Genomic DNA, 17,630 nt, shown 5'->3' on the forward strand with positions numbered 1-17,630 from the left:
CTCGCTTTTGATTGCCCGGTCAATTAATGGCCGGGCTTTGCCGATATACTCGCTTGGATACAACCAAGGATGATTTGGCATGGAAGAATGGGATCCGGAGCACTTCACCAGTTTTGAACATCTCTGTGAAGTGACCTTGTCTGCGGTCAGGGAAAAAACAGAGGCTGAACAGATCTATCTGTGGCTGCGTGCTCCGACGCCCCAGCTCTATCACTATCGCCCGGAACAGGGTCTGCTCTGCCTGAGCGCCGACATCCTCTCTTCCCTCGAGTTGCCCATCCTCTTCATCGAACGTTCCCTTGCGCTTGGCCAGTTGCTGGTGGAGCCCATCGCGCCGACCCGTGCCATCTGGGAGCGGGAGAGCGTCGAACCCGAGATCCCGCGCCTGCGCGCGAGCTTCCCCCTCAAGCGTCACAAGGGGCTGGAGGCCGTGGTCTATCTGGAAACCCGCCGTCGTCTCGATCGCCTGCCAAGACGCCAGCAGCAGAGCATCCAGCTGCTCATGCATTATCTCGCTGCCGAGCTCGAGAGTCGGCGACTCGCGGGACAGGTGGATCTGGAGCGGGATCAGCGGCTCCACACCCAGGCAGACCTCGTGCGCAGCCAGGCCCTGCAGGACTCTTTCCTCAGCATGCTGCAGGCGCTGCATCAGGTGGGGGTCAAACTCTCCCGCTGCGAGAGCGAGGATCGTTTGCTGCACGACGCGGTGGCACTGGCCCGCCAGGAGTTGCAGTTCGATCGCATCGCCATTTTCCTGACTGACAGTGAATTCAAGACCATGCACGGTACCTGGGGTACCAACGAGGCGGGTGAGCTCATCGACGAGCGCCATTTCATCAGCCCCATTCCGGATCACCCCACGGTGCAGGAGGCGCTGCGTCGCAAGGACTATGTCCTGGTGCTGGAGGACACGCCTCTCTATTACGAGAAGCAGGAGGTGGGTCGCGGCTGGAACGCCATGGTGTCGCTCTGGGACGGGAGTACCCCCATCGGCTGGATCGCCGCCGACAACCTGCTCTGGCGGCGCCCCCTCAAGGCGTATCAGAGCGAGATCTTCAAGCAGTATGCCGCCGTGCTCTCCCAGTTGCTGATCCGCCAGCGCACCCAGGAGAAGCTTGAGCGCTTCAATCGGGAGCTGGAGCTGAGGGTGCAGGAGCGGACCCGGCAACTGGCCGATACCAACCGGGCGCTGGAGGAGGCCAACCGGCGCCTCTCTCTGCTGTCTCTGGAAGATCCCCTGACTGGCATCGCCAACCGCCGCCAATGGGACATCACCATGGAACGGGAGTGGGAGCGGGCTCGCCGCCATCAAGGCGTGCTGGCGGTGCTGATGATCGATGTGGACGAGTTCAAGTCCTACAACGATCACTTCGGCCACGGCAAGGGGGATCAGTGCCTGCAGCGGGTGGCGGCACTGCTGCAGGACACCGAGCGGCGGCGCACCAACCTGGTGGCCCGCTATGGGGGGGAGGAGTTTGTCATCCTGCTGTGTTCACCGCAGCCGGGAGAGGCGGAGCGGCTGGCGGAGCAGATCCACCACGGCCTTGACGCCTTGCAGATTCCCCATCCGGCCTCCCGGGTGGCGGCGACACTCACCGTCAGCATCGGGTTCAGCTATCTGGTCCCGTCATCGGACAAGGAGTGGCAAACCCTGACCGAGCAGGCGGATCAGGCACTCTATCACGCCAAATCCCAAGGGCGGGCCTGTACCCTGGCCTATCGCTGACACCTGCGTGGGGGCTGCCTGCCCGGCATCAGATCCATGCTGATCTGTATACGTGTGGGCTTTCAGATCCACGCCGCCCTGTATAAATGAGGTAGCAAGCGTTTCTCGCCATCTGGCGCATGGCGATGCGCCCGCGCTCTGGCTAGAATGGGGGCCCATTTTTCACAGACAGATCCTGCACCATGACCCTATCCGGATTTCAAGGCCTGGTTTTCGACCTCGACGGCACTCTGGTGGACTCCATGCCCTTGCACCTGGCCGCCTGGGAGCACACCGCCCGCGAGTTTGGCTTTCGGTTCGACGCCGACTGGTTTTATGAGCTGGGAGGCATGCCCAGCCGCAAGATAGCCCGGCTGGTGGCCGAAGTGCAGCAGATCGCGCTGGATCCCCTGGTGGTGACACGCTGCAAGACCGAACACTATGTCGCCAACCTGCACAAGGCCACCCCCTTCCCGGCCATGCTGGATCTGGTGGAACGCTATCACGGCCGGATCCCCATGGGCATCGGGACAGGCTCCCCCCGTATCAATGCCGAAGCGGTGCTGCGCAACACAGGGCTGGATCGGTACTTCCCCGTGGTGGTCACCGCCGACGACGTGGAGCTGCACAAACCCCATCCAGACACCTTCCTGCTGGTGGCGCGACGCCTGGGGGTCGAGCCCGGTCAATGTCTGGTGTTCGAGGACACGGGCATAGGCGCACAGGCCGGTGAAGCGGCCGACATGCAGGTCTGCATGGTCAGAGAGGGAAAACCGGTCGGGTTGACCTACTGAGTGACGAAGACGAGCGGGTCAACAACCAGCTCGGGAGAGAAGCCCCACTCTCATACGGGACAGGCGAAACATGAGAGTGGGGAGCAGATGTCACTGGCTGACGCAGCGACACCGTCAGGATGGGCAGTGGCGAGATTTACTGCTCGCTGCCGCCACCCTGGTTGTCGTCATAACGGCTGGGTGCGCCATGGGGGCGCGGCGCCATGGAAACCCGTGGCTTGCGGGCCCGCTGGATGCTGACGGCAGGACGGCCGGAGTGCATGGCAATGGTGGAAATCTTGGCCTTGTAGACCAGTTGCTGATTGCCATGGGCATCGGTCAACAGCACGCTGTACTGGTCAAAACCGCTGATGGTCCCCTCCAGCTTGATGCCGCTCACCAGGAAGATGGCGACCTGGCTACGGTTTTTGCGCAACCAGTTGAGGGCAGAATCTTGCCCGTTCCCGAGGGAGAAGGCCTGCTCGATAGTGGAGTAGCTTGGGGATTCAGTTGTCATAAATTATTGTCCCGCGGAAAAAAAGTGGCGTTTGATTGTGCTAAATGGTCACTGCCTTGTCAAAGTCATTCTCACACCCGGGCAGGATGGACAACGACAGGGCTGGTCGGCAGGGGCCGCTGCTGCAATAATTGGCGGCTCTGGCCCCGTGGCGGGCCTCATGCTGGGGTCTTATCTTGCATCCGGTTTCACACCAACATCCACCCACCTATACCCATGACGCGACCGCCTGCGAAGAATGTGACCTGCTGGTGCCGGCCACCGAGCTGGCCGTGGGGGAGACGAGCAGTTGTCCGCGCTGCGGCCATACCCTGACTCGTCATCTGCCGGAGCAGGAGCGCAGGCCCATCGCCTATGGCTTTGCGGCCATCATCATGTTCGTGCTCTCCAACGCCTTTACCTTCATGTCGTTCTCGGCCAAGGGGGTGGGGCAGGAGATGACCTTCCTGCAGTGCATCACCACCCTGGTGGATCAAGGCTACCTGTTCCTCGGGGCCGTGCTGAGCATTACCCTGATCGGGTTGCCGCTGGTCTATATCGGCTCCATCATGCTGGTGCTGTGGCGCCTGGACAAGGATCTGCACAGCAAGGCCCTGCGCTCCCTTGGCCGCCTGCTGTGCCGGATCAAGCCCTGGCTGATGGTGGACGTCTTCCTCATCGGGGTGCTCATCTCGCTGGTCAAGCTGATGGGGATGGCCGACATCAAGATGGGGCTGTCGTTCTGGGCCTTCGTTGGCTACACCCTGCTGCTCATCAAGATGATCTCCTCTCTGGATCGGATGTGGCTGTGGCAGCGGCTGTTCGGCCCGACGGCGGCTAGGGAGCTGGATCCCGAGGAGAGCGCCCTGTCGTGCGGTCTGGTGGGCTGTCACATCTGCGGCGCCCTGAACGAGCAAGATGCCCATAGTTGCGTTCGCTGCGGGGATCACCTGCACAGCCGCAAGCCGGGTGGTCTGAACCGCACCTGGGCCCTGCTGATCACCTCGGTGATCCTCTATGTCCCAGCCAACCTGTATCCCATCATGGACACCGTGTTCCTGGGGGATGACAGCCCCTCGACCATCATGGGCGGGGTGGTGCTGCTGTGGGCCATGGGCTCCTACCCCATTGCCGCCGTCATATTCTTCGCGAGCGTGGTGGTACCGCTGGTGAAGATCCTGGCGCTGCTGTGGCTCTGCTACGTGGTGCAGCGCGGCCAGGGGACATCTCCCCTCGGCAAGCTCAAACTCTATCGCATGACCGAATTTGTGGGGCGCTGGTCGATGATCGACGTCTTCGTGGTGGCCATCCTGGCCGGTCTCATCCGGCTCGACAATCTGATGACCATCTACCCTGGCCCTGCGGCCGTCGCCTTTGCCGGGGTCGTACTGGTCACCATGGTGGCTGCCATGAGTTTCGATTCCCGCCTGATCTGGGATTTACAACAAGGAGAACGCGAACGTGAGTGAGCGTAAGACAAGGTGGAAACCGGGCTCTGATTTCATGAGTTCGGCCGCCGCTATCTGGATGGTGCCTTTGCTGGCGCTCTTCATCGGCGCCTGGATGCTGTTCCAGCACTGGTATTCACAAGGGCCGAGCTTCACCCTGACGGTGGCGACCGCCGAGGGCATAGTGGCAGGCAAGACGGTGATCCGTTCTCGTGAAGTGGAGGTGGGCCGTATCGAGACGGTGGAGCTCAGCGAGGACTACAGCCATGCCGTGCTCAAGGCTCGCCTGACCAATGCCGCCGCCGGCATGCTCAAGAAAGACAGCCAGTTCTGGGTGGTCAAGCCCAGGGTCGGGCGTGAGGGCGTTTCCGGTCTTGGCACCTTGCTCTCCGGTGCCTATATCGAGCTTTCTCCCGGCAAGAAGGGCAGGGCGCGAAGCGAATACGCCATGCTGGACAGGCCACCCCTGGCATCCCTGGATGCCAAGGGATTGCGGCTCTCCCTGTCCAGCCGGGATGCCAACGCGCTGGGCGCGGGCTCCCCCATCAGCTATCAGGGATTCACCATCGGCCAGGTCGAAGAGGCCAAGTTCCTGCCCGAGAAGAGCGAGATGCAGTACCAGCTCTTCATCAACGCGCCTTATGACGTCCTGGTGAGCAGCAACTCCCGGTTCTGGCTGACGCCCGGCTTCGAGGTCTCCATGAGCAGCGAGGGGATGAAGGTGAAGATGGACTCGCTGGAGAGCCTGATCAACGGCGGCATCACCATGGGGCTGCCTCCCGGCTGGTTGCCAGGGGAACCGGTGAAACAGAACGACGAGTTCGTGCTGTTCAAGGACGAGGAGAGCGTGCTGGCCGGTAGCCTGGATCAGTTCATCGACTATGTCTTCCTGTTCGACAATGATGTGGGCGGGCTGCATCCCGGCGCGGCGGTACAGTATCGCGGCATCCGGGTCGGTACCGTGATCTCGGCACCCTATCTCATCGACGACAAGGGCGTCCAGCTGTTCAAGAGCCGACAGATCCCGGTGCTGGCGCGCATCGAGGTGCAGCGTCTCTCCCACCGTTATGCCAATGCGGAGAAGGAGCAGTGGCGGGCCCTGTTCAACAAGCAGTTCAAGGAAGGGCTGAGGGCCAGCCTCAAGACCGCCAGCCTGCTGACGGGGGGCAAGGTGATCGATCTGAACTTCTATCCGGATGCGCCTGTCTATCAGCCGCTCAAGATGGCGGGCTATCAGGTCTTCCCGACCGCCCAGGCCGGGCTGGATCAGATCGAACGCAAGGTGAACCTCATCCTCGACAAGTTCGTCGACATGGACATGGCCACCACCCTCACTCAGGTCAACAGCACCCTGATGACGCTGGACAAGACGCTCAAGCATGTCAGTGCCGTGAGTGCGAATCTGGAGCAGTTTACCGGTCAGCAGTCGACCCAGCAGTTGCCGGCCTCCCTCAACCAGAGCCTCAAGCAGTTGCAGGAGACGTTGCAGACCTATGATGCCGGTTCCCAGACCAATCAGGAACTGCGCCAGTCGGTGCAATCCCTCAACCAGCTGATGAGCGAGTTGCAACCTCTGGTCCATTCACTGAACGAGCAGCCGAGTTCACTGATCTTTGACCGCGCTCGTCCGCGGGATCCCGAGCCCAAGCGAGGAAAATGATGAAAAAACGGATGATGACGCTGGCCTTGCTGGGCCTGCTGGCGGGATGTGGCAGTGCGCCGACGACGCTGCATTACTATTCGCTGGATGCCGACACGGCGCCGTCGAGTGTCACCACGGCGCAGCCGCAGCACCAGTTGGTGCTGCGCCCCGTCGCCCTGTCCGGTCAGCTTGACCGGATGAGCCTGGTCTATCAGCTGGAGGGAAAGGAGCTGCACTTTGCCGAGTACCATCGCTGGGCAGGTTCCCTCGATGCCCAGTTGAACCAGTTGACCCTCAATGGCCTCTCCAGCCGCCTGCCTGGCTGGGTGGTGCGTCAGGACGGGGCCCGCAAGGGGCCTGTGCTGAGCATCTCGGTCGAGCGTTTCCAGGGGCGGCACGACGGCCGCGCCCTGCTTAGCGGTCGCTGGCGCCTGCTGACGGAGGAGGGGGTCGTGTTGAGAGATGTTCCCTTCCAGCAGGAGCGGGTGCTGCCTGCCGATGGGTATGGCGCCCTGGTGAACGAGCTGGGGCAGGGCTGGCAACTGTTGCTCGATCAGATTGCGGCGGATGTGCGCACGCGCAGCTGAGGGAGCATAAAAAAAGACGGGAGGCCATGGCCTCCCGTTTTGTTTGGGTCGTCGTTATTGCTGTACTTCCGAGACGCCCTGTACCTTGACCTCTACCCGGCGATCCGGGGCCAGGCAGACGATCAGCTCGCGCTTGGATTTGCTGGTGCAGCTGTCGCCGGTGACGGGAGACTGCTTGCCACGCCCTTCCACATTGACCTTGCCGGCAGGCAGGCCCTTGCCAATCAGGTAATCGGCCACGGTCCGGGCACGCTGCTCGGACAACTTCTGGTTGTAGGCCTCGGAACCGATGCGGTCGGTATAGCCGATGACGGTGGCTGACCCGTCTTTGGGCCTGGCCTCTTCAATCTGGCTGTAGAGGGTATCCAGCGCCTGCCCGGCCTGGGGCTTGAGGGTGGCCTTGTTGAAGTCAAACAGCACGTCCGAGCTCAGGGTGAACTGCTTGTCGACCATCACGGGCTCGGGCGCGGGGGCGGGAGCTGCGACCGGCAGAGCCGGTGCAACCTGACCGAAGCGATAGACGGCGGCCAGGGAGAGCAGGCCGTTGTCCATGCGCAGGCCGGTATCGTCACGGCTGCCATACGGGGTGCTGTACTGGTATTCGAGGCGGGCTGCCCAATCCAGGCTCAGGGCATACTCCGCACCGAGCGCGCCGACGAAGGTGAAGCGGCTGTCGTTTTCCAGCTGATCGCTGTCGGTCCAGCCATAGCCGCCCCCGACACGGCCGTAAAGGTCCAGATTGTCCGCAACCGGGAAGCCCAGTTTCAGCGTGAGCTGAGCCAACTGGGCTTGCACGGAGTCATTGAAGGCCGCGCCATTGCGGGTGCCGCTGTACTTGAGCTTGCCAAGGTAGTCATAACCGAGTTCGACACCCAGATTCTGGTTGATCTGGTAACCGGCGAAGGCACCGGCGCCGACTTCATCGTCGTCTTTGTCGGTGATGGCGATGGCGTTGCTCTCATCGACACCGTAGAAGTTGGACCAACCCAGTTTGGCACCGCCATACCAGGTGTTGTCTTGTCCGGCTGCCTGGGCGTTGGCCGCAAGCAAGCCTGAAACCAGCAAGGTAATCAGTGTTTTGTTCATAGATGCCTCTGCAATCTTGTGTGTGGGGAGCGCGAATTCATGTCGCCTCGCCTCGTGGGTTGGGCCTGTGTTCGACCACAACACGTTTAAACTTAGCTCGCTTTTCTCGATCTACAAGCAACTGATATAAAACATATTGTGATATCCATCTGCATCATAGTGGAGACAGAAGACCGCCGGGGAACCGTGACTCGAATCTGTGATGGGTGTCATATGGGTTGTTTTTTTCCCTTGTCGGCAAGAGGGCCGGCGAAGCGCCGGCCCTGGCAGGATGGCCTCCGTTATCGAGGGAGGAATTCGTACTCCTGTTCGATGAAGGCGGCAGCCCGCTCGCTCAGGGCGGCGTGTACCACTGTGGTGGGGTGGACCTGGTCCCAGAACATCTTGCCTTCACAGTTCAGCTCGCCCGCACTGCGGCGCGCCATGGGCGTTGCGACGGCCTGAGCCAGCAGGGGGTTGCCGGCGATGGCAAGGCGCTCCTCGGGATTGAAGGGGGCCAGCCGACTGTCGGTGGCGGCGCGGCGGGAGGCAAACGGCTTCCACACATAGCCGCCGCCATAGCAGGCGTGTTCGGTGTCGCTCAGGCCGAAGTTCTGCGGCTCGCGCAGCATCTCGGCGAACTGCTTGTCGATCTCGAACAATTTCACCATGCCGGTGGGGGCCAGCTGGCGTGCCAGGTTCAGCAGCAGCTGGTTGTGGTAGGCGGAGACATGGCTGGCCGCCTCGACCACCTTCTGGCTGCGGGCCGAGGGGTTCTGGCCCAGATCAGGCAGGTTGAACAGCAGAACCTGCCTGGCACCGTTCAATACCATGCGGTTGGCCGCATCGCTGATGGCGTCGCGTACCCGCTTGGCATCCTGCTCGGTGTTCCAGCCATAGGCCAGGTAGTCGTTGGCACCGACCCAGAGGATCACCAGATCGTCGGGCTTGAAGCCATCCTTTTGCAGGAACTGGGTCACCTCGTAATCCAGGTTGTTGATGACCTGATACTTGGGGTTCCAGGAGATCTTGTTGTAGGCCACGGCAGTGGCGCCCCCTTCCGCCTCGTTGGCGATGGCGAGGCCCGGGAAGTGCTGGTTGAGCTGCTCCAGCCAGACCGGGCCGTTGGAGAAGCGGCCCTGATGGTAGGGCGGGCTGGAGGGGAGGTAACCACGCATCTTGTCGTACATCTTGCCGGTATCGGAGAGGCTGTCACCGAACATCACGATGCGGGAGAAGGGGGGGCGCGTCTCGGCGGCATGGGCCGTGAGGGCGAAGAGACCCAATAAACACAAAAGCCATTTGTTCATGTAGCTGTTCTCATGGATGGGGCAGGGCGGGCCTGCGGGCTGTTCCTCGATGGCGGCGGGCTGGGAACCCGCATGGCCAGGCGAGAAGGTATCCACTCGAATACATTTTTGCAGCATGCCGTGGCCATTTAATCGCTTGCGATCACATCACTCCTCCCTGAATGGGGAGGCTTCACGTTTGTTTCACGCGCCCCCGGGCAAGATGCCCTCATACCGCAAAGACAGGAGCATGAAATGAACAACGCAAAAGCAATCGCCCTGGTGGCCCTGATGTCCGTCTCTTCCTTCGCCATGGCGGCCTACACCGGCCCCAAGGAGCAGAACAAGGTATCGGTCGCCCAGTTGAAAGACGTGGCCGATGATCAGTGGGTGACCCTGGAAGGCAAACTGGTCAAACACCTGGGTGGCGAAAACTACCTGTTCCGTGACGACAGCGGCGAGGTGGAAGTGGAGGTGGATGGTGACGTGTGGCGCGGTACCGAGGTGGGCCCTGACGATCTGATCCGCGTGCGCGGCGAGGTGGACCACAGCTGGAACAAGACCGAAGTCGAGGTGGAACACCTGGAGAAGGTGGGGGCAGCGCCCCTGAGCAAGGGCGGCTTCATCGCCAAGTAAGCTTTCAGGCCACAGTAAATGGGAAGGGCGCTCCAGGAGCGCCCTTCTTGCATGCCATCAGCCAGCCCGGCTTGCGACGGTTCGCTTGAACCCCTTCTCGGCCTGATTGACCTTGTAGAGATAGCGGCGAGCCTCTGCCTTGGGATGTTGTTCGGTCAGTACCTGATAGACGGCCTCGGGGGAGAGGCGGTTGATCATGCCGGGGGCCGCCTTGCGATCGTTGGAGAAGGTGTTGAGCACCCCTCCCGCACCACCGTTGTAGGCGGAGATCACCGCATAGCGGCGGGACTGGGGATCCTGGATATCCGCCAGATAGACGGTCTGCAGCAGGTGCAGGTAGGCGGTCCCCACATCGATGTTGTAGGCCGGATTGAACAGATCTTCCCTGGTCGGCTGGCCATCCTTGCCCTTGACCCTCACATAGACATCCCGCCCAGCGGTAGCCGGGATCACCTGCATCAGGCCATAGGCGTTGGCGTGGCTGACCGCATAGGGGTTGAAGCTGCTCTCGGTCTTGATCACCGCGTAGATGAGACTCTCGGCGACGCCGTACTTGCGGGAGGCATCGCGGATGATGCTGGCGTATTTGTAGCCGCGCCTGTCTTCGTGGTTGGCCACCATGGGAATGTCGATGAAGAAGATGTTGCGGATCCCGAGGGTGCGCTTCTTCATCGCGTTGGCGATCAGATAGTCGGCATAACGCTCTGCACGCCAGCTGGAGCGGATCGCTTGTCCCTGGTTGTCCAGCACCTGGCCATAGAGGAAGGGCTCGCCACCTGGCATGATCTCACGGTCCGAATAGAGGTCGACCTCTGCCGGATCGTCCGGGGTCAGCAGGGTTTCGATGATGGCGCGACGCAGGTGGGCGCGGGGATCCAGACCCGAGACGGTCTCCACCATGATGTGACCGCTGGAGAAATCGATGTGGGCGCGGCTCTTGTACTGATCCGTGTATTTGACGTAGTCAAACTTGCCCGCGAACAGCGCCTCGCGCCCCCATATCTCGTTCACGTTATGGGAGAGCGCACTGATCATGTGTTCAAAACCGCGCACGTCCTTGCCGTTGACCAGATCATCATCGCCACTCCCGCTGGTCTGGGGTGTGGATGAACAGGCAGAGAGAAACAGCAGGGCGCACAGCAGCCCAAAAAAACGACCCATAAGATCCTCAAACCGGGCGGTGGGGCCGCCCGTCACTGACTGGCCTGAGCCAGGATTGGTGTCACCCTGCGGCATATTGACGACTCAGGGGGACGCTGGCCCTTTGACTCGATTCCCGCTCACTGGCTGGGAGGGGTGTAGCCGTCGATCTGGACTTCACCCGCGTCGAACAGATAGCTGACCATCTCTTTTTCCAGCAACTGGCGGTGCTCGAGATTCATCATGTTCAGCTTCTTCTCGTTGATCAGCATGACCTGCTTCTTCTGCCACTCGGTCCAGGCTTCCTTGCTGATGTTGTCGAAGATCCGCTTGCCGAGTTCACCGGGGTAGAGTTGGAAATCGAGACCCGGCGCTTCTTTCTTCAGGCGCAGGCAAAATACGGTACGGCTCATGTTGACCTCTGTGGTTGCAAGTCTGGTTGTAAGTCCGGGTAGGCGAGCAGACGGGCCGTGGCCGCCGCCAATCCCACCTCGGCAGGATGGCGTAAGTTATACCAGAGTCGGGTATCCGCTTCCATGAGCAGGGGGGCGGGCGGAACAGCCATTTCGATCAGCAAAGGGCGGATATCGAGGTGGAAGTGGCTGAAAGTGTGACGAAATCCAGCTAGCTCCTGATAAGCGGCATCCTCCAGCCCCAACTCCCGCAGTCGTCCGGTCACCTCGGTGAGGGATTCCACCTGCGGGAAGCAGTAAAGCCCGCCCCAGATCCCTTGCGGCGGACGCTTCTCCAGCAGCAGCTGATCGCCGTGGCGGATGATCAGCATAATGCCGTTGCGTGCCGGAATGCTCTTCTTCGGCTTGCTGTGAGGGTAGGAGGTGGGGTTGCCCTGCGACAGCCCCTGGCAATCGGCCTGCACCGGGCAGCGCTCGCAGGCGGGCTTGCTGCGGGTGCAGACGGTGGCCCCCATGTCCATCATGGCCTGGTTGTACTGGGCCACTCCGACGCGCGGGGTGAGGCGGGTCGCCAGCTCCCAGAGATCGTGCTCGACCTGCTTCTGACCCGGCCAGCCCGCCAGCGCCAGCCAGCGGGTGAGTACCCGCTTCACGTTGCCATCCAGGATGGCGTGGGGCTGGCCCAGAGAGAGGGAGAGGACGGCCCCGGCGGTGGAGCGACCGATGCCGGGCAGAGCCATCACCTCTTCCAGTTGTTCCGGAAAGAGGCCGCCGTGCAGATCGCGGATCTGCTGGGCAGCCTTGTGCAGGTTGCGGGCGCGCGCGTAGTAGCCAAGCCCGGTCCAGTGATGCAGCACCTCGTCGATGGGGGCGTTGGCCAGGGCCAGCACGTCGGGGAAGCGGGCCATGAACCGCTCGTAATAGGGGATGACAGTGGCAACCTGGGTCTGTTGCAGCATGATCTCGGAGACCCAGACCCGGTAGGGGGTCTTGTCCTGCTGCCAGGGCAGGGTCTTGCGGCCGTGGATCTGGTACCAGTCCAGAATGCGGGTGGCGAAGGTGGTGTTGTCTGAGTGGCTCACAGTGTGCTCATGTTCTGATGATAAGTCCGCCCGCCATCAGGAGGGCGATCCCCGACCCGGCGCATGGCAAAGGTCGAGTGTAGGTTATTGATTAAAAAGGGGAGCTCTCGGGCTCCCTCAGAATGGGCGGTGACCCTCCCGGGGGAGGGCCACCGGATGCCGGCAGATCAGCCGCGCCAGTCTTGCAGCGCCTTGAGGCTGGCATACTGGCCGCCGACCTGCAGGACGATGTAGTCCTGGGCGATGGCTGCCAGGATGACACCGGGGGCGATCTCATTGCCCTCGCGCCACTCCCGTCCATTGAGCACGACGGCCCGCTTGGCCGGGTCGGAGGAGTAGTTGTGGGCACCATAGGTCAGGGACGGTACCTGCTGTTTCAGGGCCGGGGCCAGGGCGCCGAGGGGGATGGCACTGGTCTGGACTTGAGCCTGGGGCGCACTCTCTTCCACCAGCGGCGTGTTGTTGAGGGCGGCCATCAGCCGTTCTGCCAGACTCTGTCCCCCCTGGTTTGCGGTAGTCGCAGCCGGGGTTGCGGCAGGTCTTGGAGTGACCACGGGCTCCGGCAAGGGGGGCGGCAGCGGCCGGGTGATCATGGGCCTAGGTTCGACCCGCACGAAGGGAGGAGTCACCACTTCCTTCACTTCGACCTGCTGTTCCACGGGTTTGAGGTGATAGAGGTGCCAGCCATAGTTGGCTGCGGCGCCCATCACCAGGGCCAGGGGCACCAGGGCCCACCAGATCCAGCGGCGGTTGGGCTCCTCTTCCTGGCTCACGGGCAGGCCCATGAGCGGCATATGGGGGGTGAACTGGGGCTGGTCGGCCCGGCGCAGGGCCTTGAGCAGGGTGGACATCAGGAGGCCTCCTCGACCATGGGGTCCGTCTCATCATCTGCCACGCTGTCGAGATCGACCGGCGTGCTGGCTCGCAGGGATTCATCCTCCAGCCTGGGCATGGGTTCGCCGGAGGCCACATTCAGCCGCAGCAGGGTGTTGCTGCCGGCGATGCCGTCCGGGGTCAGTCCCTGCTCGCGCTGGAACTGTTGCAGCTTGTTCTTGAGGGTGGCATCAAAGCGGCTCACCTTGCGATCGGGTTGCTGCATGGCGCGGCTAAGGGCGTTGTCCAGCCACTGCACCTGGGCAGCCCCGGCATTGCTCGCTATCAGGGGCACGTTGCCCCTGGGCATGCGCCAGAGCAGGGTGTAGCTGCCGCCCCAGGCGTCGGAGAGCCACTGCCTGTCCACCTGCCAGCTCTGGTTGCCGATGAGCAGGGAAGCCTTGTCCGCCCCCAGGCTGACCAGGGTGGCGTAATAGAGGCCGCCGGTCTCGTCGGTGAGACTGATGAGGGCCGGATATTGCAGCGCCTGCAATTGCGCCAGGGAGGCTTCTCCCTCCTGGCAGCGCAGGCCCGCACGGGGGGCATTGTCGCAGGTTGCCTCCTCCAGCTCGGCCTGGTAGCCCCATACCTTGTAGAGATTCTGCATGGCGACGTCCGGCTCCAGCGCCTGATTGATGGCGCGGGTCAGCTGGGCTTGCTGCTCCGGCGTGTCATCCACCTTGACCGGTACCTCGACCTTGACCAGGGGGCGGGCTGGAAAGAATCCGAAGAATTGCCAGCCCCACCAGCCGGTGGCGACCAGCAGGGCGCCCACCAGGGCGACCGTGAGGCCGGATTGCCAGCTTCCCTCGTCGCGAATGCCGCTCACCTCATACGCGGACTGGCTGATGTCCCCGTGCACTATCTTGTGGCTGCCACGGGCGAAGGCGGCGATGAGGGCGCGGTCGCAGATGAGGTTGATGAGACGGGGAATGCCCCCGGAGAGGCGATGCAGGGTCTGGATGGCCCTGGGGGTGAAGATGGGCTGGACGCAGCCTGCGACCTGCAACCGGAAGCGGACATAGGCATCCACATCCTGGCGCGACAGCGGCAGCAGGTGATAGCGGGCGGTGATCCGCTGCGCCAGCTGGCGCAGCAGGGGCTGGCGCAGCATCTGTTGCAGCTCGGGCTGGCCGATGAGCACCACCTGCAGCAGTTTCTTCTCGTCTGTCTCCAGATTGGTGAGCAGTCGCAACTGCTCCAGCACGCCGGGCAGCAGGTGCTGGGCTTCATCCACCAGCACCACGCTGCGCTTGCCTGCCGCCAGATTCGCCAGCAGATGATCCCGGATAAGGTCGAACAATTGCTTGAGGCTGGCCTCTTCGCCGTAGGGCAACTGGAATTCGTCGCAGATGGCGGCCAGCAGATCCCGCTCGGTCAGAGAGGGATTGAGGATGTAGGCGATCTCGGTGTCGGCGGGCAATTGCTGCAGCAGGCAGCGGGAGACGGTGGTTTTTCCCGTACCCACTTCCCCGGTCAGCAGCACGAAGCCGCCACCGTCCTGCAACCCGTAGTTGAGGTGGGCGAGGGCCTCCCCGTGACGCTCGCTCATATAGAGGTATTTGGGGTTGGGCGAGATGGAGAACGGGGGCTCCGACAGACCGAAGAACTGTGTGTACATAAGGATCCATTCCATTGTTATGGGCGGCAGGTTAAAGCCTCCCAAAAGGGATGTCAAAGACCCGGATACCATAAGGGGAGCTGGCTCGAACCACGGGCTGAGTCGCCCGGGACGATGACGGAAAGCGGCCGCCCGGCCGAGTGATGACGAGCCCGGTGCGGTGGGGCACATCGTCTCTCTTGGCCAAAAGCGGTATCATCGGGGCAAGTTTATCGAGGGAGAGTGCGCGTGCAGATTTATCTGGTAGGAGGGGCGGTACGGGATCGCCTGTTGGGACTGCCCCAGGGTGACAGGGATCACCTGGTGGTCGGCGCCACGGTGGAGCAGATGCTGGGTCTCGGATTCACCCAGGTGGGCCGGGACTTTCCGGTCTTTCTTCACCCCAAAACTCAGCAGGAGTACGCCCTGGCGCGCACCGAGCGCAAGCAGGGGCAGGGTTACACCGGCTTCGTCTGCCATGCTGCCCCCGAGGTGACGCTGGAGCAGGATCTGCTGCGCCGGGATCTCACCATCAACGCCATCGCCGAAGATGAGGACGGGCAACTGCACGATCCCTACGGCGGCGTGCAGGATCTGGAGGCGCGGTTGCTGCGCCATGTCTCGCCGGCCTTTGCCGAGGATCCTCTGCGCATCCTGCGGGTGGCGCGCTTCGCCGCCCGTTTCCATGCCCAGGGGTTCGTGGTGGCCCCCGAGACGCTGGGGCTGATGCGCGAGATGACGGAGGCTGGAGAGCTGGCCCACCTGACCCCGGAGCGGGTCTGGAAGGAGCTGGAAAAAGTGCTGCTGGGGCCGACACCCCAGATCTTCTTCGAGGTGCTGCGCGAATGCGGCGCCCTCAAGGCGCTCTTCCCCGAGCTCGATGCCCTGTTCGGTGTGCCGGCCCCTGCCAGATGGCACCCGGAGATCGACACCGGCATCCACACCATGATGGTGCTGGCGCAGGCATGTCGTCTCTCCCCCGAACTGACCGTGCGCTTCGCGTCCCTCTGCCACGACTTTGGCAAGGGGCTGACCCCGCCCGCCTTCTGGCCGAGCCATCACGGCCATGGTCAGAAGGGGTTGCCGCTCATTCGCGATTTTTGCGAGCGCTTCCGGGTACCGAACGAGTGTCGCGACCTGGCGCTGCTGGTGAGCGACCTGCATACCCATATCCATATAGCCTTCGAGCTCAAGCCCGCGACCCTGCTCAAGGTATTCGACAAGGCCGATGCCTGGCGCAGACCGGAGCGCTTTGCCCAGCTGCTCGATGCCTGTCGCGCCGACTTCCATGGTCGTACCGGCTTCGAAGAGAAAGTCTACAGCCAGCCGGACTATGTCGCCGAGGCCCTGGAGGCGGCGCAGGCTGTGCCGGTCAAGGAGATAGTGGCGGCCGGCTTCAAGGGGGAGGCAATCCGCGAGCAGCTTGCCAAGCGGCGGCTCGATGCCATCAGCCGGGTGCGCGACGAGTGGACCTTCATCGAGGAGTAAACGCCGAAACCGATCGACGCTGAATAGACGGCGTGATATGCGCGAATCATAAAAAAAGCCCGGGTCAATGACCCGGGCTTTTTGTCGTGCGGCGTGGGCTGCTCAGGAGAAGCAGGCCTGCAACACGTAGAAGATGGCGATGGCCAGGATGGCGCCCGCGGGCAGGGTGATGACCCAGGAGACCACGATGTTGCGCAGCACGCCCAGGTTAAGGGCCGCGATGCCCCGTGCCAGACCGACGCCCATGACGGCACCCACCAGGGTCTGGGTGGTGGAGATGGGCAGACCGGTGCCGGAGGCGATCACCACGGTGGCGGCGGTGGCCAGCTGGGCGGCGAAGCCACGGCTCGGGGTCAGGTGGGTGATGCCGGTGCCGACGGTCGCCATCACCTTCTCGCCCATGGTGGCCAGACCGATGACGATGCCGATACCGCCAAGGGGCAGGATCCACCAGGCGATGTGGGAGCTGCCGCCGATCTCGCCGCCGGCCGCCACGATGGAGGCGACTGCAGAGAGCGGACCGATGGCGTTGGCCACGTCGTTGGAGCCATGGGCGAAGGCCATGGCACAGGCGGTGATGATCATCAGGATGCCGAACACCTTCTCCACGTTGGCGAAGTGCATCTTGCTGTCATCTTTCGGGTTGTACTGCTGGCCGCGGATATAGATCCAGCCAGCAAACGCCACCGCGATGGAGATGGCGACGGAGAGCAGCGCGCCTTCGCCATTGCTCAGGTGCAGACCGACGTGGGTCAGCCCTTTCTTGATGGTGACCAGGCAGATGACCAGGGACGTCAGGAACATGTAGAAGGGGACATAGCGCTTGGCGTTGTCCAGGGGATTGTCCGTGTTGAAGATGAGCTTCTGCACGCTGATGAACATGAAGTAGGCGATGATGCCCGAGATGGCCGGCGTGACTACCCAGGAGCCGACGATGCCGCCAAACTTGTTCCACTGTACCGCTTCCGGACCGATGCTCACCACGGCGAAGCCCACGATGGCGCCGATGATGGAGTGGGTGGTGGAGACGGGCCAGCCGAAATAGGAGGCCAGGATCAGCCACAGACCCGCAGCCAGCAGGGAGGCGATCATGCCGAGCACCAGCAGATCCGGCGTGTCGGCAAAGGCGTTGCTGTCAATGATGCCGCTGCGGATGGTTGCCGTCACTTCGCCACCGGCCAGATAGGCACCGGCAAATTCAAAGATCATGGCGATGATGATCGCCTGACGGATGGTCAGGGACTTGGTGCCGACCGATGTGCCCATGGCGTTGGCGACGTCGTTCGCACCAATGCCCCAGGCCATCAAAAAGCCGAACAAGGCCGCCACGAGCACCAAGGTGGTGCCGTAATTTGCGATAATGTCCATTAGTAGTGTTTACCCAGTCAGTCGA

The 17,630-nt window shown here is 62.5% G+C and carries 16 protein-coding genes; 7 read left to right on the top strand and 9 right to left on the bottom strand.

The window, feature by feature from the left end:
- The first annotated feature begins 79 nt into the window (after positions 1 to 79).
- Both AB5Y53_RS20160 and AB5Y53_RS20165 read left to right on the top strand, forming a co-directional pair.
- Positions 80 to 1,726 (top strand): diguanylate cyclase, encoded by a 1,647-nt coding sequence (locus AB5Y53_RS20160; RefSeq protein WP_041211732.1) that lies wholly within the window; start codon positions 80 to 82, stop codon positions 1,724 to 1,726.
- Positions 1,727 to 1,908: 182 nt separating this feature from the next.
- The gene (locus AB5Y53_RS20165; RefSeq protein ID WP_368183044.1) at positions 1,909 to 2,499 is read left to right on the top strand and encodes an HAD family hydrolase; all 591 of its coding nucleotides are present in this window, start codon (positions 1,909 to 1,911) and stop codon (positions 2,497 to 2,499) included.
- Positions 2,500 to 2,635: 136 nt separating this feature from the next.
- Here AB5Y53_RS20165 and hfq read toward each other — a convergent pair whose 3' ends face one another.
- Positions 2,636 to 2,995: an RNA chaperone Hfq gene (hfq, locus tag AB5Y53_RS20170; RefSeq protein ID WP_039040603.1), complete on the bottom strand. Its 360-nt coding sequence runs from the start codon at positions 2,993 to 2,995 to the stop codon at positions 2,636 to 2,638.
- A 176-nt stretch (positions 2,996 to 3,171) separates the two neighbouring features.
- On the opposite strand from hfq, the gene AB5Y53_RS20175 reads away from it, so the two are divergent.
- The 3 genes from AB5Y53_RS20175 to AB5Y53_RS20185 are packed head-to-tail and all read left to right on the top strand — an operon-like array spanning position 3,172 to position 6,651.
- On the top strand, positions 3,172 to 4,443 hold the full coding sequence (locus tag AB5Y53_RS20175) for a paraquat-inducible protein A (protein ID WP_043152840.1): 1,272 nt from the start codon (positions 3,172 to 3,174) through the stop codon (positions 4,441 to 4,443).
- The gene (gene pqiB / locus AB5Y53_RS20180; protein ID WP_069651939.1) at positions 4,436 to 6,082 is read left to right on the top strand and encodes an intermembrane transport protein PqiB; all 1,647 of its coding nucleotides are present in this window, start codon (positions 4,436 to 4,438) and stop codon (positions 6,080 to 6,082) included. Before AB5Y53_RS20175 ends, pqiB begins: the two co-directional genes overlap by 8 nt.
- On the top strand, positions 6,082 to 6,651 hold the full coding sequence (locus AB5Y53_RS20185) for a membrane integrity-associated transporter subunit PqiC (RefSeq protein ID WP_043152838.1): 570 nt from the start codon (positions 6,082 to 6,084) through the stop codon (positions 6,649 to 6,651). Before pqiB ends, AB5Y53_RS20185 begins: the two co-directional genes overlap by 1 nt.
- A 54-nt stretch (positions 6,652 to 6,705) precedes the next feature.
- On the opposite strand, the gene ompA is transcribed toward AB5Y53_RS20185, so the two are convergent.
- Positions 6,706 to 7,737: a porin OmpA gene (gene ompA / locus AB5Y53_RS20190; RefSeq protein ID WP_010675746.1), complete on the bottom strand. Its 1,032-nt coding sequence runs from the start codon at positions 7,735 to 7,737 to the stop codon at positions 6,706 to 6,708.
- Positions 7,738 to 8,018: 281 nt separating this feature from the next.
- Positions 8,019 to 9,026, bottom strand: coding sequence for an SGNH/GDSL hydrolase family protein (locus tag AB5Y53_RS20195; protein ID WP_368183045.1), 1,008 nt, complete (start codon positions 9,024 to 9,026; stop codon positions 8,019 to 8,021).
- A 234-nt stretch (positions 9,027 to 9,260) separates the two neighbouring features.
- Here AB5Y53_RS20195 and AB5Y53_RS20200 point away from each other — a divergent pair, with 234 nt between their 5' ends.
- Entirely contained in the window at positions 9,261 to 9,641 is a 381-nt protein-coding gene (locus AB5Y53_RS20200; protein ID WP_039040598.1) for a YgiW/YdeI family stress tolerance OB fold protein, read from the top strand.
- A 57-nt stretch (positions 9,642 to 9,698) separates the two neighbouring features.
- On the opposite strand, the gene mltC is transcribed toward AB5Y53_RS20200, so the two are convergent.
- The 5 genes from mltC to AB5Y53_RS20225 all read right to left on the bottom strand — a co-directional run bounded on the left by mltC (position 9,699) and on the right by AB5Y53_RS20225 (position 14,770).
- Entirely contained in the window at positions 9,699 to 10,802 is a 1,104-nt protein-coding gene (mltC, locus tag AB5Y53_RS20205) for a membrane-bound lytic murein transglycosylase MltC (RefSeq protein ID WP_010675743.1), read from the bottom strand.
- A gap of 119 nt (positions 10,803 to 10,921) precedes the next feature.
- Complete coding sequence (locus AB5Y53_RS20210; protein ID WP_010675742.1) at positions 10,922 to 11,194, bottom strand: oxidative damage protection protein; 273 nt, start codon at positions 11,192 to 11,194, stop codon at positions 10,922 to 10,924.
- Entirely contained in the window at positions 11,191 to 12,276 is a 1,086-nt protein-coding gene (gene mutY, locus AB5Y53_RS20215; RefSeq protein ID WP_103259506.1) for an A/G-specific adenine glycosylase, read from the bottom strand. Before mutY ends, AB5Y53_RS20210 begins: the two co-directional genes overlap by 4 nt.
- A gap of 167 nt (positions 12,277 to 12,443) precedes the next feature.
- Positions 12,444 to 13,127, bottom strand: a complete 684-nt coding sequence (gene exeB / locus AB5Y53_RS20220; RefSeq protein WP_368183046.1) for a GspB family T2SS assembly factor variant ExeB — start codon at positions 13,125 to 13,127, stop codon at positions 12,444 to 12,446.
- Positions 13,127 to 14,770 (bottom strand): ExeA family protein, encoded by a 1,644-nt coding sequence (locus tag AB5Y53_RS20225; RefSeq protein WP_010675739.1) that lies wholly within the window; start codon positions 14,768 to 14,770, stop codon positions 13,127 to 13,129. Before AB5Y53_RS20225 ends, exeB begins: the two co-directional genes overlap by 1 nt.
- Positions 14,771 to 14,998: 228 nt before the next feature.
- Between AB5Y53_RS20225 and AB5Y53_RS20230 the strand changes: the two genes are divergently transcribed.
- Positions 14,999 to 16,237: a multifunctional CCA addition/repair protein gene (locus AB5Y53_RS20230; RefSeq protein WP_045522083.1), complete on the top strand. Its 1,239-nt coding sequence runs from the start codon at positions 14,999 to 15,001 to the stop codon at positions 16,235 to 16,237.
- Between the two features lie 102 nt (positions 16,238 to 16,339).
- Here the strand turns inward: AB5Y53_RS20230 and AB5Y53_RS20235 are convergent, their stop codons facing one another.
- Positions 16,340 to 17,605, bottom strand: a complete 1,266-nt coding sequence (locus AB5Y53_RS20235; RefSeq protein ID WP_039040595.1) for an inorganic phosphate transporter — start codon at positions 17,603 to 17,605, stop codon at positions 16,340 to 16,342.
- Positions 17,606 to 17,630: the final 25 nt, after the last annotated feature.

Source organism: Aeromonas sp. R7-5, from assembly GCF_040908015.1.
In the GTDB taxonomy this organism is placed as follows: Bacteria; Pseudomonadota; Gammaproteobacteria; order Enterobacterales; family Aeromonadaceae; genus Aeromonas; species Aeromonas caviae.